Annotated in this window: 18 protein-coding genes; 12 read left to right on the top strand and 6 right to left on the bottom strand. The window is 60.3% G+C overall.

The features are described from left to right. Positions 1 to 62 precede the first annotated feature (62 nt). The 7 genes from SMD27_RS14310 to SMD27_RS14280 all read left to right on the top strand — a co-directional run bounded on the left by SMD27_RS14310 (position 63) and on the right by SMD27_RS14280 (position 5,564). Positions 63 to 1,562 carry a leucyl aminopeptidase gene (locus tag SMD27_RS14310; RefSeq protein ID WP_320509081.1) on the top strand — a complete coding sequence of 500 codons (1,500 nt, stop codon included), beginning with the start codon at positions 63 to 65 and terminating at the stop codon, positions 1,560 to 1,562. 60 nt (positions 1,563 to 1,622) lie between these two features. Next, positions 1,623 to 2,078 (top strand): DNA polymerase III subunit chi, encoded by a 456-nt coding sequence (locus SMD27_RS14305; RefSeq protein WP_320509080.1) that lies wholly within the window; start codon positions 1,623 to 1,625, stop codon positions 2,076 to 2,078. 180 nt (positions 2,079 to 2,258) lie between these two features. Continuing rightward, a complete protein-coding gene (locus tag SMD27_RS14300) occupies positions 2,259 to 3,287 on the top strand; it encodes an NAD(P)H-dependent flavin oxidoreductase (RefSeq protein ID WP_320509079.1) in 1,029 nt (342 codons plus the stop codon). Next, on the top strand, positions 3,284 to 3,865 hold the full coding sequence (locus SMD27_RS14295) for a 5-formyltetrahydrofolate cyclo-ligase (protein WP_320509078.1): 582 nt from the start codon (positions 3,284 to 3,286) through the stop codon (positions 3,863 to 3,865). The genes SMD27_RS14300 and SMD27_RS14295 overlap by 4 nt, the downstream gene beginning before the upstream one ends. Positions 3,866 to 3,877: 12 nt before the next feature. Next, on the top strand, positions 3,878 to 4,192 hold the full coding sequence (locus SMD27_RS14290; protein WP_320509077.1) for a hypothetical protein: 315 nt from the start codon (positions 3,878 to 3,880) through the stop codon (positions 4,190 to 4,192). A 64-nt stretch (positions 4,193 to 4,256) separates the two neighbouring features. After that, positions 4,257 to 5,042 carry an enoyl-CoA hydratase-related protein gene (locus SMD27_RS14285; protein WP_320509076.1) on the top strand — a complete coding sequence of 262 codons (786 nt, stop codon included), beginning with the start codon at positions 4,257 to 4,259 and terminating at the stop codon, positions 5,040 to 5,042. Next, positions 5,043 to 5,564, top strand: coding sequence for an isoprenylcysteine carboxyl methyltransferase family protein (locus tag SMD27_RS14280; RefSeq protein ID WP_320509075.1), 522 nt, complete (start codon positions 5,043 to 5,045; stop codon positions 5,562 to 5,564). A 70-nt stretch (positions 5,565 to 5,634) separates the two neighbouring features. Here the strand turns inward: SMD27_RS14280 and secA are convergent, their stop codons facing one another. Next, positions 5,635 to 8,298, bottom strand: coding sequence for a preprotein translocase subunit SecA (gene secA / locus SMD27_RS14275; protein ID WP_320509074.1), 2,664 nt, complete (start codon positions 8,296 to 8,298; stop codon positions 5,635 to 5,637). Positions 8,299 to 8,521: 223 nt separating this feature from the next. Here secA and SMD27_RS14270 point away from each other — a divergent pair, with 223 nt between their 5' ends. The 3 genes from SMD27_RS14270 (at position 8,522) to SMD27_RS14260 (ending at position 12,304) form a co-directional block, all read left to right on the top strand. Beyond that, positions 8,522 to 9,451 carry a peptidylprolyl isomerase gene (locus SMD27_RS14270; protein ID WP_320509073.1) on the top strand — a complete coding sequence of 310 codons (930 nt, stop codon included), beginning with the start codon at positions 8,522 to 8,524 and terminating at the stop codon, positions 9,449 to 9,451. 88 nt (positions 9,452 to 9,539) lie between these two features. Beyond that, positions 9,540 to 10,775 (top strand): bifunctional glutamate N-acetyltransferase/amino-acid acetyltransferase ArgJ, encoded by a 1,236-nt coding sequence (gene argJ, locus SMD27_RS14265; protein WP_320509072.1) that lies wholly within the window; start codon positions 9,540 to 9,542, stop codon positions 10,773 to 10,775. Positions 10,776 to 10,795: 20 nt separating this feature from the next. Next, positions 10,796 to 12,304 carry a UbiD family decarboxylase gene (locus tag SMD27_RS14260; protein ID WP_320509071.1) on the top strand — a complete coding sequence of 503 codons (1,509 nt, stop codon included), beginning with the start codon at positions 10,796 to 10,798 and terminating at the stop codon, positions 12,302 to 12,304. Between the two features lie 7 nt (positions 12,305 to 12,311). On the opposite strand, the gene SMD27_RS14255 is transcribed toward SMD27_RS14260, so the two are convergent. Next, positions 12,312 to 12,662: an ArsC family reductase gene (locus SMD27_RS14255; RefSeq protein ID WP_320509070.1), complete on the bottom strand. Its 351-nt coding sequence runs from the start codon at positions 12,660 to 12,662 to the stop codon at positions 12,312 to 12,314. Between the two features lie 174 nt (positions 12,663 to 12,836). Here SMD27_RS14255 and SMD27_RS14250 point away from each other — a divergent pair, with 174 nt between their 5' ends. After that, a complete protein-coding gene (locus SMD27_RS14250; RefSeq protein WP_320509069.1) occupies positions 12,837 to 13,148 on the top strand; it encodes a cupin domain-containing protein in 312 nt (103 codons plus the stop codon). A 7-nt stretch (positions 13,149 to 13,155) separates the two neighbouring features. On the opposite strand, the gene SMD27_RS14245 is transcribed toward SMD27_RS14250, so the two are convergent. The 4 genes from SMD27_RS14245 to carA all read right to left on the bottom strand — a co-directional run bounded on the left by SMD27_RS14245 (position 13,156) and on the right by carA (position 18,809). Then, positions 13,156 to 13,632, bottom strand: coding sequence for a GNAT family N-acetyltransferase (locus SMD27_RS14245; RefSeq protein WP_320509068.1), 477 nt, complete (start codon positions 13,630 to 13,632; stop codon positions 13,156 to 13,158). Between the two features lie 110 nt (positions 13,633 to 13,742). After that, positions 13,743 to 14,216 (bottom strand): transcription elongation factor GreA, encoded by a 474-nt coding sequence (greA, locus tag SMD27_RS14240; RefSeq protein ID WP_320509067.1) that lies wholly within the window; start codon positions 14,214 to 14,216, stop codon positions 13,743 to 13,745. Between the two features lie 146 nt (positions 14,217 to 14,362). Continuing rightward, on the bottom strand, positions 14,363 to 17,599 hold the full coding sequence (gene carB / locus SMD27_RS14235; RefSeq protein WP_320509066.1) for a carbamoyl-phosphate synthase large subunit: 3,237 nt from the start codon (positions 17,597 to 17,599) through the stop codon (positions 14,363 to 14,365). A 67-nt stretch (positions 17,600 to 17,666) separates the two neighbouring features. Beyond that, positions 17,667 to 18,809, bottom strand: coding sequence for a glutamine-hydrolyzing carbamoyl-phosphate synthase small subunit (gene carA, locus SMD27_RS14230; RefSeq protein ID WP_320509182.1), 1,143 nt, complete (start codon positions 18,807 to 18,809; stop codon positions 17,667 to 17,669). 613 nt (positions 18,810 to 19,422) lie between these two features. Here carA and SMD27_RS14225 point away from each other — a divergent pair. Next, positions 19,423 to 19,878, top strand: coding sequence for a GatB/YqeY domain-containing protein (locus SMD27_RS14225; protein ID WP_320509065.1), 456 nt, complete (start codon positions 19,423 to 19,425; stop codon positions 19,876 to 19,878). Positions 19,879 to 19,889: the final 11 nt, after the last annotated feature.

Genomic DNA, 19,889 nt, shown 5'->3' with positions numbered 1-19,889 from the left:
TGCCCGATTTGCGGAATCGGCCGGGGCATCGCCGCATCAATCATCTTTCAGCGAGGATCGGAATGAAGATTGCCTTTGCCAAGCCGGAATTGCCGGCGCAAGGAACTTTGGTGGCTGTTGTCGCCGAACAGCGGAAATTGGGGCAGTTGGCGACGCAAATCGACAAGTCGGGCAAGGGAGCGGTGACCCGGGCGTTGGGCGCCAGCCGGTTCAAAGGCAATGCCGATGAATTGCTGACGATTTTGGCGCCGGCGGGAATTGAGGCAGATCGACTGGTTCTCGCGGGATTAGGGAACCCGGAAAAGCTGGACAATTTGGTCGCCCAGGCGATCGGCGGCCGGATCGTGGCCGCCTCCAACGGTGTCGGCGAGAAGGAAGTGACGATCCAGGTCGAGTCGCCGGCCGGTAGCCCTCTCAGCGAAGCCGCTTTGGCGGCGCAAATTGCCTATGGTGCCAATCTGCGAGCCTATCGGTTCGACAAATATAAGACCAAGGAAAAGCCCGAGCAGAAACCGAGCGTGAAGAAGCTCACGATTCTGACCAGCGATCCGGCGGCGGCCAAGAAGCTCTATGAGCCACTGGACAAGATTGCTGAAGCGGTGAATTTCAGCCGGGACCTGGTCTCGGAACCGGGGAATGTCATTTATCCCGCCAGCCTCGCCGAACAGGCCCGCAGCCTGAAAGCCCTGGGCGTCGAGGTCGAGGTGCTGGGTGAAGCGGCGATGAAGAAGCTCGGCATGGGCGCGCTGCTCGGCGTCGGACAAGGCAGCGACCGTGAGAGCCAGCTCGTGGTGATGCGCTGGAACGGCGCCAAGAACAGCAAGCAGCCAGTTGCCTTTATTGGCAAAGGTGTCACCTTCGATACCGGTGGTATCTCCCTGAAGCCCGGCGCCGGCATGGAGGACATGAAATGGGACATGGGCGGTTCGGCGGCCGTCATCGGCGCCATGCGTGCCTTGGCCGCCCGCAAGGCCAAAGCCAATGTGGTCGGCGTGGTCGGCCTGGTGGAAAACATGCCCGACGGCAAGGCCCAGCGACCGGGGGACATCGTCACCTCGATGTCCGGCCAGACCATCGAAGTGTTGAACACGGATGCGGAAGGCCGGCTCGTGCTCGCCGATGCGATGTGGTATGCCCAAGAAAATTTCAAGCCGCATACGATGATCGATCTGGCAACGCTGACGGGCGCCATCCTGATTGCGCTCGGCAACCATCAAGCGGGCATGTTCAGCAATGACGACAAATTGGCGGAACAGCTGAGCGCCGCGGGCAAGGCGACTGGTGAATTGCTGTGGCGCATGCCATTGGCGCCCGCTTATGACCGGCTGATGGATTCGCCGGCTGCCGATATGAAGAATATCAGCGGCAGCCGCAATGCAGGCAGCGTGACCGCCGCGCAATTCCTGCAGCGCTTCGTGCAGAAAGGTGTGAACTGGGCGCATCTCGACATCGCCGGCATGGCTTGGGGTGATAAGGACCAGCCGACCTGCCCCAAGGGTGCGACAGCTTTCGGCGTCCGGTTGCTCGACAATCTGATCGCCACCAATTTCGAAGAGAAGTAACAGCGGTTGCTGGCGGGGCTCACCGCCCCGCCGCCCACTGACCGGTATTCGACAGTGCGCATGACTGAAATCCGCTTCTATCATCTGCAGCGCACCCGATTGGAAGATGTATTGCCGACCTTGCTGGAACGCGCTTACGGTCGTGGCGATCGGGTACTCGTGGCTGTCGGATCGCCCGAACGGGCGGAGGCACTGGCGGCGCATCTCTGGACCTATCGACCGGATAGCTTCCTGCCGCACGGCACCGCCAAGGATGGCGACACCGCGGCACAGCCGATCTATCTGACGGCAAATGACGAGAATCCCAATCAAGCTAAACTACTATTGCTTTGTGACGGCGCCGGCCGGAGCGATCTCGCGCAATTCGATCTCGTCTGCGAATTGTTCGATGGCAATGACGAGGCTGCCGTGGCGGCAGCGCGGGACAGGTGGCGCGATTACAAAGCCGCTCATCATCAGCTCGTTTACTATCAGCAGAATGACGCTGGACGCTGGGAAGAAAAAGCGCGCGCCTAAGCTACCATTTGAACAATGGGTTCAGCATGAGATCGCCGTTTGAAAAGCCGGTGGCGCATTAAAGCCGCATAAATCCAGCAGTTCATTCATCGCTGGGTCATCTGCAAAAAATGCAGGCCCCAACCTCGCGGGATCGATCCTAGGATGATCGCTCGGTTGTATCCGTGATGGGAGGGCTGCATGGTGGCTAGATCGCAGGGGTGCGGTTTAACGACACCCCTGACCCGCGTATTGGACTGCGCATATCCGGTCATCTCCGCCGGCATGGGCGGACCAGCCAGATCCGAACTCGCTGCTGCGGTTTCCGCTGCCGGCGGATTCGGTCTTCTCGGCATGGTGCGGGAGTCGCCTGACCTGATCGCACGGGAGATCGCTGCGGTCCGGAAGCGCACCGACCGGCCCTTTGGCGTCAATCTCATTCCCTTCGCGACCGCGCCGGACCTGCTCGAGGCCGAACTGCAGGTGTGTTTTACCGAACGCGTGCCAGCGATGTGCTATTTCTGGGAAGTCTATCCCGATCTCATTGCCCGCACGAAACAGGCCGGCTGCAAGGTGCTCTATCAGGTCGGCACGCTGGATGATGCCGTGGCGGCCGCAAAGGCCGGCGCCGACGTGATCATCGTCCAAGGCGTCGAGGCGGGCGGTCATGTCCGTGGCTCGCTGCCGCTGATGGAATTGCTGCCGGCTGTGGCCAAGGTCGTGAAGGTACCGATCGCTGCGTCCGGAGGCATTGTTGATGGTGTCGGATTGGCGGCGGCGCTGGCGCTCGGCGCGCATGGCGCACATTGCGGCACGGTCTTTCTCGCAACGCCGGAATCCTTCGCGCATGACTATCATAAGCAGCGCATCATCGAAGCCGGACCCGATGACACCGTTCACACCGATCTCTTTGCCATCAACTGGCCGCCGCATTCGCCGGTACGGGTCCTGAAGAACAGCGTGACGCAGGCGGCGGGGAACAAGCTCTGGGGATATCTGCCGGATAATTTGCGGCGCGAGGAGATCGGGCGCGATGACGGGCGGCCTATCTGGAAATTCAGCACGGACTCGCCGTTGCGCAGTACGACCGGTGATTTCGAGAAAATGTCGCTTTTCGCCGGCCGCGGTGCCGGCGCCGTCTCGACCATCCGTTCCGCTGACGAGGTGATCAACAGCATGATGGAGGTAGCGATGTCTCGTCTTAAAACCTTGGCTGAGTTGGCGAAATGACGGTTGCGTTGACACCTGCCGAGGTCAAGCAATGGCGGCGCAGCGAGCGGGAAAGGTTGATCGCGCTGCGGCTGCAGCAGGCGGCGGATTTGCGGTCGCAATGGACCGATAAAATCGCAGCGGCGCTGTTTTCATTGCTGAAAGAAGCCAAAGGCCCCGTCAGTTTCTATTGGCCTTTCAAAGGCGAGCCCGATTTGCGGCCCATGATGCGTGAATTGGCTGGCGCCAGCGTGCAGCTTGCCTTGCCGGTCGTGGTAGTGAAAGGCCAGCCGATGCAATTCCGCCCGTGGGCCCCACGCTGCAAGATGGTGCCTGGCATCTGGAATATTCCCGTGCCGGATACGGCGGAGACAGTCGTTCCGGCCATCCTGCTGGCACCTGTGGTGGGATTCGATCCCCGCGGCTTCCGTCTCGGTTATGGCGGCGGCTATTTCGACCGAACGCTCGCGCAGTTGCATGGAGACCGGCAGGTTTTCGGCATCGGTTATGATTGCCTTGAAATTCCCACGATTCACCCGCAAGGCTACGACATCCCGATGACGATGATCGTGACACAGTCCGGCCGGGTGGTGAACTAAGGAGGCCATGCGATGGGCGACCCCACCGATGATCCGGCTTCTCCGGTCTGTTACCTCCCGGAGGTGGAAGACGGCTATGCCGGTTATCTGACGAAACCGGAAGTGGCGGCGCTGCTACGGCGCTGGCGGCGCTTGGCCACATCGACGGAAATCGCCGAACAATTGGCAGCGCTATCGGCACTGGAAACGGCTGCGGATGAGGGGGCGTCCGACGACATCAACCGGGACGATGCGGGACAGTTGCGCCGCGAAATTCTTTCGGTCTTGCCGCGCATCCGCGACGACGAGCTGCATCGCCGGTTACGTGATCTGGCATCCCGTCTCTAGCGGAGCTTGCATCGCTTCGCTCCTGCTGTTACCGCTGATGCAGCAAGGCGAGGAGAGAAGCCAAATGGAAGACGGTCTGAAAATCGAGCGCCGGGATGCCGTATTGGAGCTGACCATCGACCGGCCGAAAGCCAATGCCATCGACAATCGGCTCAGCCGGGCGCTGGGTGACGCCTTCATCGCCTATCGCGACGATCCCAGCTTGCGCTGCTGCATTATCGGTGCGGCCGGTGAAAAGTTTTTCTCGGCCGGTTGGGATTTGAAGGCCGCAGCGGCCAGTGGCCCGGATGGCGAAAGCTACGGGCCTGGCGGTTTCGCCGGGCTCACCGAGCTTTTCGATCTCGACAAACCGGTGATCGCGGCCGTCAACGGGCTTGCCGCAGGTGGCGGTTTCGAACTGGCGCTGTCGGCGGATCTGATCATCGCCGCCGAGCATGCTACTTTCTTCCTGCCTGAAGCGCAGATCGGCCTCATTCCCGATGCGGGCGGTGTCTTCCGTCTTCCGCGTCGCATCCCGCAAGCCATTGCCATGGAAGTCCTGTTCGCAGGCCGGCGGTTGACCGCCGCAGAGGCTTTGCAGTTCGGTTTGGTCAACCGCGTCGTCGCGTTGTCTGAGGTTTGGAACGCAGCCCGCGAGATGGCAGCGCGCATCCTGGAAACGGCACCGCTATCGGCCATGGCAATCAAACAGGCGCACCGACTGACTCGCCATCTCGACCTGCCAGCCGCTTACCAGGCGCTGCGTGGCGGCAAAGTTCCGGCTTATGACAAGGTTCGTCAATCCAACGACTATTATGAGGGCGCCAAGGCCTTTGCCGAGAAACGCCAGCCGGTCTGGAAAGGTGCCTGAATGAATTCCGGGTTAGTGCTTTTCGTCATCCTGGCGGTTTTGTTTCGGCTTCTTCTGCTCGTTATCTCGGTTCGCCATGAGCGGGCCTTGAAGAAGGATGGCGCGATCGAGATCGGTGCCAAGAACTCGCTTTGGCTGATGCTGGCGCATATCGCGTTTTATGCGGCAGCGGTGGTCGAGGGCAGCATCCGCGGCGCCCAGCTGGATGCCGTTTCAGGCATCGGTATTATCCTCTATGTCTTCGGCATGGCGATGCTTGTCGTCGTGCTGCGCCTCTTGGGCCGTTTCTGGACGGTGAAGCTGTTGATCGCCTCAGATCACGTGCTCGTCACGCATCCGCTTTTCCGCTGGGTCCGGCATCCAAATTATTTTCTGAACATCCTGCCGGAACTGGTGGGCTTCGCCCTTGCCCTGCACGCTTATGCGACACTGATTGTCGGCTTGGTTATCTACGCCGTGCCGCTCGCTGTCCGCATTCGACAGGAAGAAACGGCCATGCGCACGCGCTTCGTGAATTACTGAAGCCTGAATAAGCCGGTCATACAAAAAGCCCGGCGCAATGGCCGGGCTTTTTCGTTTTGAAGCAGCTGCCTTACGCCAATCGGCCATGGCAGTGCTTGTATTTCTTGCCAGATCCGCAAGGGCAGTTGGCATTTCGGCTGAGCTTCCGCCAGGTTGCAGGATCGTTGGGATCGACGCCGTCAATCGGCTGCGCTGCGGCCGGTGCCGGCGGCATCGTATGACCCGGCTGCTGGACAGCTTCCGTTTGCAGTTCTTCCTCGGCGCGAATCTCGATATGCGACAGGACCAGCGTCACCTGCTCGCGCAGGCGCGCCAGCATCGCTTCAAACATCTCAAAGGCCTCGCGCTTGTATTCGTTCAGCGGATCGCGTTGACCGTAAGCGCGCAGGCCAATGCCGTGGCGCAGATGGTCGAGGGCTAACAGATGCTCTTTCCAGCTTTGATCAAGGATCTGCATCAGCAGCGATTTCTCCGCCATGCGCAGAATCTCGGGTCCGAAATTCGCCGCCTTTTCCGCCATCTTGCGATCGATCGCATCGATCAGGCGGTTGCGCATCGCTTCATTGACGATCCCCTCCTCTTGCGCCCAATCGGCGAAAGGCAGGTTGAGGTTGAAGATGCGCAAGACTTCCTCATGCAAGCCGGCCGTATCCCACTGTTCGGCGAAGGCCTTTTCCGGGATGTAGCGCGCGATGAGGTCATTGGCCACTTCGTGGCGCATGGCGGTGACTTCTTCTTTCAGGTCTTCCGCCTGCATCAAATCGCGGCGCTGTTCGTAAATCACCTTGCGTTGATCGTTCATCACATCGTCGAACTTCAGCAGGTTCTTACGGATGTCGAAGTTGCGTGCTTCGACTTTCTGCTGCGCCTTTTCCAGCGCCTTGTTGATCCATGGATGGACGATCGCTTCGCCCTCTTCGAGACCCAGGCGCTTTAGCATCGTATCCATGCGCTCGGAACCGAAGATGCGCATGAGGTCGTCTTCCAGTGACAGGAAGAAACGCGATGCGCCAGGATCGCCCTGGCGGCCGGAGCGGCCACGCAACTGGTTGTCGATCCGGCGGCTTTCATGACGCTCGGTGCCGATGACGAAAAGGCCGCCGGCCTGAAGAGCGACTTCCTTCTTCGCCGCGACATCGGCCTTGATCTCGGCGGTTTTCTTCTCTCGCGCGGCGTCGTCGGCGATCTCGGCGGTTTCCCGTTCGATGCGCATCTGCAAATTGCCGCCGAGCTGAATATCAGTACCACGGCCGGCCATATTCGTGGCGATGGTGACAGCACCGGGCACGCCGGCATCGGCGATGATGTAAGCTTCTTGCTCGTGGTAGCGGGCATTGAGCACTGCATGCGGAATCTTCTTCTTCTTTAAGAAGTCCGACAGCATTTCCGATTTTTCGATCGAAACGGTGCCGACCAGAACCGGCTGCTGACGGTCCCGGCATTCCCCGATCAGGTCGACGATGGCCTGGTATTTTTCCTTGGCCGTGCGGAAAACCTGGTCATGCTGATCGTCGCGCTTGACGGGCACATTGGTCGGGATCTCGATCACGTCGAGATTGTAGATTTCGGAGAATTCCGGCGCTTCGGTCATCGCCGTGCCGGTCATGCCGGCAAGCTTCGGATAGAGCCGGAAATAGTTTTGGAAGGTGATCGAAGCCAGGGTCTGATTTTCGTTCTGGATCGATACGCCTTCCTTCGCTTCCAGCCCCTGATGCAGGCCTTCGGAATAGCGGCGGCCTTCCATCATTCGGCCGGTAAATTCATCGATGATAACGACCTTGTCGTCCTTCACGATATAGTCGACATCGCGGCTGAACAGTTTATGGGCGCGCAAGGCTTGGTTGACGTGGTGGACCAGACCGATATTCTGCACGTCGTAGAGCGTTCCCTGGTTCAGCAGGCCGGACCCGCGCAACAACTGCTCGATATGTTCGGTGCCTTCTTCGGTCAGCGTGACATGACGGGACTTCTCGTCCTTCTCATAGTCAGCCTCGGCCAGATGCGGGATGAGCTTGTCGACCTTGGTATAGAGTTCCGAATTGTCTTCCGTGGGACCGGAAATGATCAGCGGCGTCCGCGCTTCGTCGATCAAGATCGAATCGACTTCGTCGACGATCGCGTAATTGAAACTGCGCTGGACCATGTCTTCCAGGCGGAACTTCATGTTGTCGCGCAGATAGTCGAAGCCGAATTCGTTGTTGGTGCCGTAGGTGATGTCACAGGCATAGGCCTGGCGTCGTTCCGGGTCGGTCATGCCGTGGACAATCGTGCCAACGGTGAGGCCGAGGAAACGATAGACCTGTCCCATCCATTCGGCGTCACGCTTGGCGAGATAGTCGTTGACGGTGACGACATGCACGCCCTTGCCATCCAGGGCATTCAAATAGACCGCCAGGGTAGCCACGAGCGTCTTGCCTTCGCCGGTCTTCATTTCCGAGATGCGGCCCTGATGCAGGACGATGCCGCCCATGAGCTGCACGTCGTAGTGGCGTTGGCCCATGACCCGCAATGCGGCTTCGCGCATGGTCGCAAAGGCATCCGGCAGGATGTCGTCCAGCTCCTCGCCCTTAGCCAGGCGTTCACGCAGCCAGCCGGTCCGGGCCTTTAATTCGTCATCGCTTAATACCTTGAGCTGGGACTCAAGGTCATTGATCTCCGCAACTGTCTTATGGAGGCCCTTGATAAAGCGATCACTGGCCGATCCGAAGATCCGCTTGGCAAGGGCGGCGAACATGCAAACCTCGATTTTCTCAGATTTTTCCACATTGGATGCGGAAACAGATAGGTCCGCAGCATCCGACTGTCAACTTGGGCTGATTTTGTCGTGAGGCCGGGCCTTTCCGCTTGTACCATGGGCGGGCTCGGGGCAAGATGCCGGCCGCCGGACCGCGCCAGCGGTCGCCTTGAAAAAGCAATGATATCAAGGAATAGGCGCCCATTTATCGATAAGGATCGACATGTCTCATCCGACCTTGATTGCCAGTTTCCGCCGCGCCGCCCTGCTGGCGGCGCCGCTGACGGCCAGCATTGCCCTGGCTGTCGTGCTTTTCCCGACCGCCGCTGCTCTGGCGCAGGATGCCCAACCTGCGACTCCGCCCACCGGTGACAGCACAACCGAGACGAAGGCGATCGATCCCAAGACCGTGGTGGCCAAGATCAATGGCCAGGATATCACCCGTCAGGATGTCATCGACTCGGCAGAGAGCCTGCCACCCCAGCTCAAGGCCAATATTGATCAGCTTTTCCCGCAGCTCACGGACCGTCTGATCGGGCTGAGACTGTTGGCCGATCAGGGGCGCAGCGAGAAGCTGCAGGACGACCCGGAAGTGAAGGCCATCATGGCTCGCCTGGAGGATGAGGCCATCCGCCAAGTGCTGATCACCCGCCTGCTGAAGGAGAAGGTGACCGATGAAGCCATCAAGGCGCGCTACGAGCAGAATCTGAAGGATCATCCGCCGCAAGACGAGGTCAAGGCGTCGCATATTCTGGTAAAAACCGAAGCTGAAGCGAGCAAAATCATCGCCCAGCTCAAGAAGGGCGGCGATTTCGCCAAGATCGCGAAAGAGAAGTCGATCGATAAGGGCAGTGCCGTGAACGGCGGCGAGCTCGGCTTCTTCACCCAGGACGCCATGGTAAAAGAATTTGGCGATGCCGCCTTTGCCATGAAGCCGGGCGAAATCAGCCAGAAGCCGGTCCAGAGCCAGTTCGGCTGGCATGTCATCAAGGTTGAAGATCGCCGCAAACAGACACCTCCGGCCCTCGACGCCGAAAGAGATCAAATCCGGCAGCTCCTATCCGAAGAGGCGGTACAGCAGCAGGTGGCGGATCTTCGCGCCAAGGCAAAGGTCGAGGTATTCAACCCGGACGGAACGCCGAAAGCGCAATAACTCATACCGCCAAGTTTAGCCGCGGCTGATCAGGCCGCGGCACCAGCTCCTGACGTCCGCGATTGATTGGTTGAGGGGGATCATCGCCATGGCCCATTCGATTTCGCCGCTGGCACCGGAAACGGTGCCGGCTTTGCCGCCGGTCGCCGGTGTCCGTCTCGCCGGGTTCGAATGTAACATCCGCTATAAGGGGCGGCCGGATGTCATGCTGATGGAACTGACCCCGGGGAGCACGATCGCCGGCGTTCTGACCAAATCGCTGACCCGCTCGGCACCCATCGATTTGTGCCGGAAGAACCTGAAATCGGGAAAAGCACGGGCAATTCTCGTCAATGCCGGCAATGCTAATGCTTTTACCGGAAAAGCCGGCATTCAATCGGTCGATCGCAGTGTCAAGGCAACGGCGGCGGCTTTAGGCTGCAAATCCAGTGAGGTCTATATCGCTTCGACCGGGGTAATCGGCGAACCCCTGCCGGATGAGCGTATTACGGGCAAACTGCCGGCCATCATCAAATCGTTGAAGGCCGATGGCTGGGCCGAAGCTGCCGCGGCAATCATGACGACAGATACCTTTCCGAAATTGGCGACCCGCACCGCCCAAATCGGCGATGCCACGGTCACCATCAACGGTTTCTGCAAGGGCTCAGGCATGATCGCCCCTGATATGGCGACCATGCTGGCCTTTGTCGCCACCGACGCGAAGATCCCGGCCGATATCCTGCAGAGCTTGCTGACGCGCGGCGCAGACCGGTCGTTCAACAGCATCACCGTCGATGGCGACACCTCGACCAGCGATACGCTGCTGCTGGTTGCAACCGGCCAGGGGGCAAAACATCCGAAACCGGTTTCGGCCGGCGACCGGCTGTTGAAGGACTTCCGGGAGAAGCTTGAAGACCTGCTGCAGGACTTGGCGATCCAGGTGGTCAAGGACGGCGAGGGCGCGCAAAAGCTGGTGACGATCGACATCACCGGCGCGGCCAGCGCCGCTGCGGCCCGGCGGATCGGGTTGGCGGTCGGCAATTCGCCGCTGGTGAAGACGGCGATCGCCGGCGAAGATGCCAATTGGGGTCGCGTGGTCGCCGCTGTCGGCAAAGCCGGTGAAAAGGCTGATCGCGACAAGCTGTCGATCAGCATCGGTGGGGTAGAAATCACCCGCAACGGCCAGCGCCGGCGGGATTATGATGAGGCACCAGTCGCCAAGCATATCAAGGGTCAGGAAGTCCACATTGCGGTCGATGTCGGCGTCGGTACTGGCAAGGCCCGGATCTGGACCTGCGATCTCACCCATCGCTATATCGAGATCAATGCCGATTACCGTTCGTAAGCTGGAGGCTTCGATCCGTCATGTCCTATGACTCGCTGCGCGAATTTCTGACCCGCCTTGAACAGGCCGGCCAGTTGCGGCGCGTCTCGGTGCCGGTCGATCCCCATCTGGAGATGACCGAGATTCAAACGCGCCTGCTGGCCGAACAGGGGCCGGCAGTCCTTTTTGAAAATCCGATCAGCAAGGATGGCAAGCGCTATGACATGCCGGTCCTGGTCAATCTCTTCGGCACGGTGCAGCGCGTCGCCTGGGGCATGGAACGCGAGCCCGACCAGTTGCGGCAGATCGGCGAAACGCTGGCCTTTCTGAAGCAGCCGGAACCGCCCGGGGGCTGGCGCGAAGCGTTGGAAATGCTGCCGCTCCTGAAAACCGTCATGGCGATGCATCCGAAAACGGTCAGCTATGGCGCGTGCCAGGACATTGTGCTCCAAGGCGATGATCTCGATCTGACGAAGTTGCCGATCCAGGGCTGCTGGCCCGGGGAACCGGCGCCGCTGATCACCTGGCCGCTGGTGGTGACGAAGGGGCCGAGCAAAAAACGCGAGGATAATTACAACCTCGGCATCTACCGCATGCAGTTGCTGAACAAGAATCAGACGCTGATGCGGTGGTTGAAGCATCGCGGCGGGGCACTCCATCATGCCCGCTGGAAGGCTGAGAAGCCGGAACCGCTGCCGGCGGCGGCGGTGATCGGCGCCGATCCCGGCACCATCTTGGCGGCGGTGACGCCGGTGCCGGAAACCGTGTCCGAATACCAGTTCGCCGGCCTGCTGCGCGGCCGCAAGGTTGAGCTGGTTGATTGCAAAACGGTGCCGCTGAAGGTGCCGGCGACGGCTGAAATCGTGCTGGAAGGCCATGTGTCGCTGACCGATTATCGCGACGAGGGTCCCTATGGCGACCATACCGGCTATTACAACTCAGTCGAACAATTCCCGGTTTTCACCGTTACTGCCGTCACCATGCGGCGCGATCCGATCTATCTTTCGACCTTCACCGGTCGGCCGCCCGATGAGCCATCGGTGCTGGGCGAAGCGCTCAACGAGGTCTTCATTCCGCTGCTGACACAGCAGTTTCCGGAGATCGTCGATTTCTGGCTGCCGCCGGAGGGCTGCTCCTATCGCATCGCCGTGGTGTCGATGAAGAAGGCCTATCCCGGCCATGCGAAGCGGGTGATGATGGGCGTCTGGTCCTTCCTGCGCCAGTTCATGTATACGAAATTCGTCATCGTGGTGGATGACGATATCAATGCGCGGGACTGGAAGGATGTGATGTGGGCCATGTCCACCCGCATGGATCCGGCCCGCGACATCACGGTGATCGAGGGAACGCCGATCGATTACCTCGATTTCGCCTCACCGGAAAGCGGCCTCGGCGGCAAGATCGGCCTTGATGCCACCAATAAATGGCCGCCGGAAACCAAGCGCGAATGGGGCGAGAAAATCCGTATGTCTGATGACGTCGTCGATCTCGTTACGCGTAAGTGGTCCAGCTATGGCCTGCCGGGCAGCGGCAAGCCGATCTGGAAATAGAAGCCGTCTACTTGCCAAATGCCTTGACATAGGCGTCCGGCTTGAATCCGATCAGCAGCGCCGTGCCGAGGTCAAGTACCGGCCGTTTGATCATTGAAGGCTGATCCAGCATCAGCGAGATCGCCTTGGCTCGATCCAGGTTCTGCTTGGCCGCGTCGGGCAGCTTGCGAAAAGTGGTTCCGGCCCGGTTGAGGACGGTCTCCCAACCAAGCTTGTCGCACCAGCGTTTCAGATGCGCCTCGTCGATGCCGGCAATCTTGTAATCATGGAAGCGGTAATCGACCTGATGGTCGTTCAGCCAGGACATGGCCTTTTTCATCGTATCGCAGCTCTTGATCCCGTAGATGGTGGCGGTCATGTCCGTCGGCCTTCATTATGGACTGATGCGGGCGAAGCCTAGAGCGTCCAGGATGATCTGAAAAGCCCGTTGCGGCGCGATCTTTCCATGTCCGATTTTGCGGCTTGTCTGTCCTTGCCAACGGACCTCGAAGCGGTTTAGCTGGATCGATACGACAATAGCCGTGAAGTTGAGATGAAGCTGTTTCGAGCGGCCGATTTTACCGCCGATCGTGCCTGGGGTGCTCGGGATATCGCCGTGCTGGACGGCATCAGTGTCCGCTTGCATTGGACCGACCGGCCCTATGAATGGCATGTCAATGATGGGCAGGAAGTCTTTGCGGTGGTCGATGGCATCATCGACATGCATTACCGGGATGCGTCAGGCGGGCATGTGGTTCGCCTGGAAGTCGGCGATATTTTTTATGCCGAAGCCGGGGACGCGCATGTCGCACATCCGGTCGGTGCGGCGCGCATCCTGGTGATCGAGCGGGCAGGCAGCGTCTGAGACAGAGTCATTTCAGCAGCTTGTAAAGCTTCACCGAATCCTCGTCATAGCCGAGCAGGTCATAGAAGCGCCGGGCGCGTTCATTGCTGGCGAAGACATCGAGACTGAGGCAGCGATAGCCTTGTTCTCGCGCCCATTCCTCGGCCGCCGTCATCAATTGCCGGGCGATGCCCTGACCTTCGGCTTCCGGCACCACAGCCAACATGGAAACGTAGCCGGCCGGTTCCGCCGTTACCGGATCCGGTCCCGGTTCGAGATGAATGAAGCCCAGGACGGGACCGCTCGGCATGGCTGCAACCAGCGTGACGGCGCCTGATATCGGCGTTGCTAAAGCAGTCTGCATATGGCGGTCCTGGAAGGCCTGCAATTCGCCTTCGCTGCGTCCCGGCAATTGCGCCACCATGGCAAGGCGCGTCGATAGGCTGAAGATGAAAGGGTGATCCACCTGGCTTGCCATCCGGATGATGATGGTTGTCTGTGTCATCGCTGCCCCCTTCGGCCGGTTCCGTTTTATCTTACGCCGATTTGATCGCCGACAGCAAAAAGGCCGGTGCTTCGGGCACCGGCCTTTCCGTCTGCGACAATGTGGTGCGCTTACTTGAAGACCACTTTGGAGATCTCATAGCTCTTGGAGCCACCAGGCGTGGAGACCTCCACGGAATCCCCGACCGACTTGCCCACGAGGGCGCGGGCCAGCGGCGCGGTGATGGCCAGACGCTTCAATTTGATATCGGCTTCGTCTTCGCCGACGATCTGGTAGACGGCTTTTTCTTCCGTGTCCTCGTCGATCAGGGTGACGGTGGCGCCGAACTTGACCTGTTTGCCGGAGAGTTTCGAGACGTCGATTATTTCTGCCCGGCTGATCTTGTCTTCCAGTTCCATTACCCGGCCTTCGATGAAGCTTTGTCGCTCGCGGGCCGCATGATATTCAGCATTTTCGCTGAGATCACCGTGCTCGCGGGCTTCGGCGATGGCGCGAATGATCGCCGGCCGTTCGACCGATTTTAAATGCTTCAATTCGTCTTCCAGACGGACGAAACCGTCGGCCGTCATCGGGATTTTTGACATAATTCGTTAACCCAAAAACAGCAAAGCGCACCCCTCGGGTGCTTTCCGATTTTCAAAAAAACGGCCAGACCACCCGATGAGCCAGAAAAGGACGGTACATCAATTACTTAACGACCGTCCCGGCTGCAAGTTAATCACCCTGGATTTCAGGATGCCTGCTTAAAGTACGACTGAAGGGGCGCGACTTCAAGGTCCCCACTGGCCAAAGCGCCGATCGCCTCCACCGCGGCCAGGATGCCTGACAGGGTGGTGTAATAAGGAATGCTGCCCATCAGGGCAGACCGGCGGATGTCGAAACTGTCGTGAATGGCCTTGGCGCCGTTCACCGTATTCAGCACCAGCTTGATCTCGCCCCGCTGCATCGCCTCGACGATATGGGGGCTGCCCTGATGCACCTTGTTGATCGCCCGGACGGCCAGCCCCTGATTGCGCAGGAAGGCCGCCGTGCCCGGCGTTGCCAGGACGTCGAAACCCATTTCCAAAAGCTTCTTGGCCGCCGGGATAATCGCCTGCTTGTCCTTGTCCTTGACTGAGATGAAGACACCACCATTGCGCGGCAGCATCAGCCCGGCCCCCATCTGCGCCTTCAGGAAGGCGCGCGGGAAATCGGCATCCAGGCCCATGACCTCGCCAGTCGATTTCATTTCCGGCCCCAGGATGATGTCGACGCCGGGGAAACGGGCAAAGGGGAAAACAGCTTCCTTAACCGCGACATGATGACGGACAGTAGCATTGAGATCGAAGGCGGTCAGCTTCTCGCCGGCCATGATGCGGGCGGCGATCTTCGCGATCGGCGTGCCGGTCGCCTTGGCGACGAAAGGTACCGTACGGCTGGCCCGAGGATTGACCTCCAGCACATAAATATCACCGCCTTTGACGGCGAATTGCACATTCATCAACCCGACGACATTGAGGCCACGGGCAAGCGCTTCCGACTGCCGGCGAATTTCCGCGATCACCGCCAGCGAGAGCGTATGGGGCGGCAAAGCGCAGGCGCTGTCGCCGGAATGAATGCCGGCTTCTTCGATATGTTCCATGATACCGGCGACATGCACATCCTTGCCGTCGCAGAGCGCATCGACATCGACCTCGATCGCATCCTGCAGATAGGAATCGACCAGCACCGGGTTGTCGCCGGAGACCTGCACGGCCTTGCGCATGTAGCGGCGCAGGCCGGCGGATTCATAGACGATCTCCATGGCCCGGCCGCCCAGCACGTAAGAAGGACGAATCACAACCGGATAGCCGATGCGTTCGGCGATCTGTTCGGCTTCCTCGGCAGATCGCGCCGTGCCATTGGCTGGCTGACGCAGCTCCAGCTTATGCAGCAATTGCTGGAAGCGCTCGCGATCTTCGGCAAGGTCGATGGCATCTGGCGAGGTGCCGAGGATCGGAATGCCCGCTTTCTCCAGAGCATGCGCCAGCTTCAGCGGCGTCTGGCCGCCGAATTGCACGATGACGCCGAGAAGCTTGCCCTTGCTCTGCTCGATCCGGGCGAGCTCGATCACGTCTTCCGCCGTCAGCGGTTCAAAATAGAGGCGATCCGACGTGTCGTAATCGGTCGAGACGGTTTCCGGATTGCAGTTCACCATGATCGTCTCATGGCCGGCAGCCTTCAGGGCATAGGCCGCATGCACGCAGCAATAGTCGAATTCGATGCCCTGGCCGATGCGGTTCGGCCCGCCGCCCAGGATGATGACCTTGTTGCGCGTGCTGGGATCGGCTTCGCATTCCGCGGCCTCGATTCCATCGCCTTCATAGCAGGAATACATATAGGGCGTTGCCGAGGCGAATTCGGCGGCGCAGGTATCGATCCGCTTATAGACCGGCCGCACATCGAGCTTCTGGCGATGGGCCGTGACATCTGCGGCGGTGCGGCCGGTCAGCTTGCCGAGCCTGGCATCGGAAAAGCCCATCTTTTTCAGCCGCAACATGGCTGCCTTGCCGGCGGGAAGACCGTCGCTGCGGATCTCCGCTTCGACGGCGACGATATCGGCGATCTGGCGCACGAACCACGCATCGTATTTGCTGACCTCGCAGACTTCCTCGACGGTCAGGCCGCGCCGCAACGCCTCGGCGATGACCAGCAGGCGGTCTGGCGTCGCCTTGGCGAGCTGGGCGCGGATCGAGGTCTTATCATCGCCAAGTTCGACTTCATCGAAACCGGTCAGGCCCGTCTCCATCGAGCGCAGTGCTTTCTGCACCGATTCCTGGAAGCTGCGGCCGATCGCCATGGCTTCGCCGACCGATTTCATCGAGGTCGACAGTACCTGTTCGGCACCGGGGAATTTCTCGAAGGTGAAGCGCGGCATCTTGGTGACGACATAGTCGATCGTCGGTTCGAAAGAGGCCGGCGTGACGCGCGTGATGTCATTCGCGAGTTCGTCCAGGGTGTAGCCGATCGCCAGCTTGGCGGCGACCTTGGCGATGGGGAAGCCGGTCGCCTTCGAGGCCAAAGCCGAAGACCGCGACACGCGTGGATTCATCTCGATGACGATCAGCCGGCCGGTCTCCGGATGCACGGCGAATTGCACATTGGACCCGCCGGTTTCGACGCCAATCTCCCGCAACACCGCGATCGAGGCGTTGCGCATGATCTGATATTCCTTGTCGGTCAAGGTCAAAGCGGGGGCGACGGTGATGGAATCGCCGGTATGCACCCCCATGGGATCGATGTTCTCGATCGAACAGATGATGATGCAGTTGTCGGCGCGGTCGCGCACGACCTCCATCTCATATTCCTTCCAGCCGAGCACCGATTCCTCGACCAGCACCTCGCCGACTGGCGAGGCCTTGAGGCCGCCTTCCACGATGCGGATGAATTCCTCGCGGCTATGGGCGATGCCACCGCCTGTACCACCCAGGGTGAAGGAGGGACGAATGATAGCCGGCAGCCCGACCTGCGCCAGCACATCCAGCGCTTCCTCAAGGGTGGAGACGAGATCGCCGCGCGGGCTGGAGAGGCCGATGCGGTCCATCGCCTCGCGGAACAGCAAACGATCCTCCGCCATGTCGATTGCCTTGGCATCGGCGCCGATCATCTCGACGCCAAGCTCGGCCAGCTTGCCGGATTTGTGCAGCGACAGCGCCGTATTGAGGGCCGTCTGCCCACCCATGGTGGGCAGCAAGGCGTCGGGCCGTTCCTTCTCGATGATCTTGGCGACGACATCCGGGGTGATCGGCTCGACATAGGTTGCATCCGCCAGATCCGGATCGGTCATGATGGTGGCCGGATTGGAATTGACCAGGATGACCCGGTAGCCTTCCTCGCGCAGGGCCTTACAGGCCTGTGCCCCGGAATAGTCGAACTCGCAAGCCTGGCCGATGACGATCGGCCCGGCGCCGATGATCATGATCGATTTGATGTCAGTGCGTTTCGGCATCTTCAACACTCGCGTGGGTCAAGGACTTATGTTTGGCTGATAGGCAGAATTCATCGGGGCAGCGCCATCACGCCCCGGCTTTGTGCTGTGCGATCTTTTCAACGAAGCGGTGGAAGAGGTAATGGCTGTCCTGCGGACCGGGTGAGGCTTCGGGATGGTACTGCACCGAGAAGACCGGCTTGCCCGTCAGTTCCAGCCCTTCGACCGAGCCGTCAAACAGCGATTGGTGCGTCACGCGGACATTGCTCGGCAGGCTTTCCGGCATTACCTGGAAACCGTGATTCTGGCTGGTGATCTCGACCTTGCCGGTGGTCAGATCCTTGACGGGGTGATTGGCGCCGCGATGGCCACGCGCCATCTTCTCAGTCTTGCCGCCGAGCGCCAAAGCCAGCATCTGATGGCCGAGGCAGATGCCGAAGACCGGCAGGCCCTGAGCGATCAATTCGCGGATCACCGGCACGGCATATTCACCGGTCGCGGCGGGATCGCCGGGACCGTTGGAGAGGAAGACGCCGTCCGGCCGGTGGCGCAGCACATCCGCCGTCGTGGCCGTCGCCGGCACCACCGTCACGGCGCAGCCGGCGGCAGCGAGGCAGCGCAGGATGTTGCGCTTGGCGCCATAATCGATGGCGACGATACGATAGGCTGGTGCTGATTGGTGGCCATAGCCGCGTCCCAGCGCCCAGGTGCTTTCATCCCAGTTGAAGGTCTGCCGGCAGGAGACGTCTTTGGCGAGGTCCATTCCGTCCAGGCCGGGCCAGGCTTTGGCTTCGGCGACGAGAGCAGGAATATCGAAGATGCCTTCGGGATTGTGCACCAGCACACCGTTCGGCGCGCCGCCATCGCGGATACGCCGGGTCAGCTTGCGGGTGTCGATGCCGGCGAGGCCCGGCAGGTTGTAGCTTTTCAGCCAAGCATCGAAATGCTGTGCCGCCCGCCAGTTGCTCGGTTGGGTGATATCGGCGGAAAGGATGCAGCCGCGCGCGGCCGGCGTGATGGTCTCGATATCCTCACCATTGGCGCCGGTATTGCCGATATGGGGGAAGGTGAAGTTGATGATCTGCCCGGCATAAGAGGGATCGGTCATGATCTCCTGATAGCCGGTCATCGAGGTATTGAAACAGACCTCGCCCACGGCGGAGCCGGCGGCGCCCAGACCTCGCCCCTTCAACACGGTGCCGTCGGCGAGCACCAGAAGGGCGGTATGCATCGGCGTATCGCCATTGATGGGCTGGGATTGGGCGGGCTGGGAGGCGGAGCTGGACATCGGCAGGATCCGTTTCGCTGGCTGGTCGAAAGCAATTGCTGGCTGGGTTGAGGGCGCCATCGGAGAAGGCGCGGACGGGGCGGGCGGCTCCCCACCATCGATCTGTCGTCGCAAATCGCCGAGCACGACTTGCCAGCGCCAGGGGATGACGCCGCGTTCGATCCACTTGTCGATGGCCGGCAAGGTCGGCGCCTTGTGGCCCTGGGCCTCCACCAATTCCCGGAATCGCTCGTAGATCACCTTGCGGCCATGCATTTGCGTCAGGCCGACGGCGCGCGCCCATTCCACCAGGACCTGCTGTTGCTCAGGCCGCATGCTGCTACCCTTATCGGCGACGATTTACGACAAGATACGACAAAATGTCAGATGCTGGAGTCCTACCCTTCGCGAAGCTTTTGGTCAAGAAAAAGAATCCGCGGGAATGGTTAAGACGAAATTGGTCAAGATTTTGGGCAAGCTGGCTTTTTTGACCCGCAGCGATGCATTATCGGGGTGGTGTACAACGCTAATCTCTGTATTGTCCCGCAGCCATTACATTGACCAGAGAGGCAGCATCATGTTGCGGCAGCGCCTGAGCGACGATCTGAAAACTGCGATGAAATCCCGGGATCAGGCCGCGACGTCTGCCCTGCGATTGGTGCTCGCGGCCTTGAAGGACCGCGACATCGCTGCCCGCAGCCGGGGAATCACCGATGGAATCGACGAGGCGGAAATCGTCGAGATGCTGCAGAAGATGGTGAAGCAGCGCAATGAGAGCATTGCGCTCTACAAACAGGGCAACCGCCAGGAGCTGGTCGACCAGGAGCAGGGCGAAATCGATATCATCGAGCGCTACCTGCCCAAGAAGATGTCGGATGATGAGTCGGATGCGGCGGTGGACCAGCTCATCACAGAGCTGGGGGCGACGAGCATCAAGGATATGGGGCGGGTCATGGCCGCCATGAAGGAACGGTTTGCCGGCCGGATGGATTTCGCTAAGGCCGGCGCCCGTGTGAAGCAGAAGCTGGGCTGACTTAGGCAAAC

It is taken from the genome of Dongia soli (genome assembly GCF_034044715.1).
In the GTDB taxonomy this organism is placed as follows: domain Bacteria; phylum Pseudomonadota; class Alphaproteobacteria; order Dongiales; family Dongiaceae; genus Dongia_B; species Dongia_B soli.
Note: the sequence above shows the minus strand (reverse complement) of the source record. Positions and strands in the feature narration are given on the sequence as shown.

Bases quoted from the DNA above. Each gene is read 5' to 3' on its own strand.
- SMD27_RS14310 (WP_320509081.1), top strand. From the start codon at position 63: ATGAAGATTGCCTTTGCCAAGCCGGAATTGCCGGCGCAAGGAACTTTG.
- SMD27_RS14305 (WP_320509080.1), top strand. From the start codon at position 1,623: ATGACTGAAATCCGCTTCTATCATCTGCAGCGCACCCGATTGGAAGAT.
- SMD27_RS14300 (WP_320509079.1), top strand. From the start codon at position 2,259: ATGGTGGCTAGATCGCAGGGGTGCGGTTTAACGACACCCCTGACCCGC.
- SMD27_RS14295 (WP_320509078.1), top strand. From the start codon at position 3,284: ATGACGGTTGCGTTGACACCTGCCGAGGTCAAGCAATGGCGGCGCAGC.
- SMD27_RS14290 (WP_320509077.1), top strand. From the start codon at position 3,878: ATGGGCGACCCCACCGATGATCCGGCTTCTCCGGTCTGTTACCTCCCG.
- SMD27_RS14285 (WP_320509076.1), top strand. From the start codon at position 4,257: ATGGAAGACGGTCTGAAAATCGAGCGCCGGGATGCCGTATTGGAGCTG.
- SMD27_RS14280 (WP_320509075.1), top strand. From the start codon at position 5,043: ATGAATTCCGGGTTAGTGCTTTTCGTCATCCTGGCGGTTTTGTTTCGG.
- secA (WP_320509074.1), bottom strand. From the start codon at position 8,298: ATGTTCGCCGCCCTTGCCAAGCGGATCTTCGGATCGGCCAGTGATCGC.
- SMD27_RS14270 (WP_320509073.1), top strand. From the start codon at position 8,522: ATGTCTCATCCGACCTTGATTGCCAGTTTCCGCCGCGCCGCCCTGCTG.
- argJ (WP_320509072.1), top strand. From the start codon at position 9,540: ATGGCCCATTCGATTTCGCCGCTGGCACCGGAAACGGTGCCGGCTTTG.
- SMD27_RS14260 (WP_320509071.1), top strand. From the start codon at position 10,796: ATGTCCTATGACTCGCTGCGCGAATTTCTGACCCGCCTTGAACAGGCC.
- SMD27_RS14255 (WP_320509070.1), bottom strand. From the start codon at position 12,662: ATGACCGCCACCATCTACGGGATCAAGAGCTGCGATACGATGAAAAAG.
- SMD27_RS14250 (WP_320509069.1), top strand. From the start codon at position 12,837: ATGAAGCTGTTTCGAGCGGCCGATTTTACCGCCGATCGTGCCTGGGGT.
- SMD27_RS14245 (WP_320509068.1), bottom strand. From the start codon at position 13,632: ATGACACAGACAACCATCATCATCCGGATGGCAAGCCAGGTGGATCAC.
- greA (WP_320509067.1), bottom strand. From the start codon at position 14,216: ATGTCAAAAATCCCGATGACGGCCGACGGTTTCGTCCGTCTGGAAGAC.
- carB (WP_320509066.1), bottom strand. From the start codon at position 17,599: ATGCCGAAACGCACTGACATCAAATCGATCATGATCATCGGCGCCGGG.
- carA (WP_320509182.1), bottom strand. From the start codon at position 18,809: ATGCATACCGCCCTTCTGGTGCTCGCCGACGGCACCGTGTTGAAGGGG.
- SMD27_RS14225 (WP_320509065.1), top strand. From the start codon at position 19,423: ATGTTGCGGCAGCGCCTGAGCGACGATCTGAAAACTGCGATGAAATCC.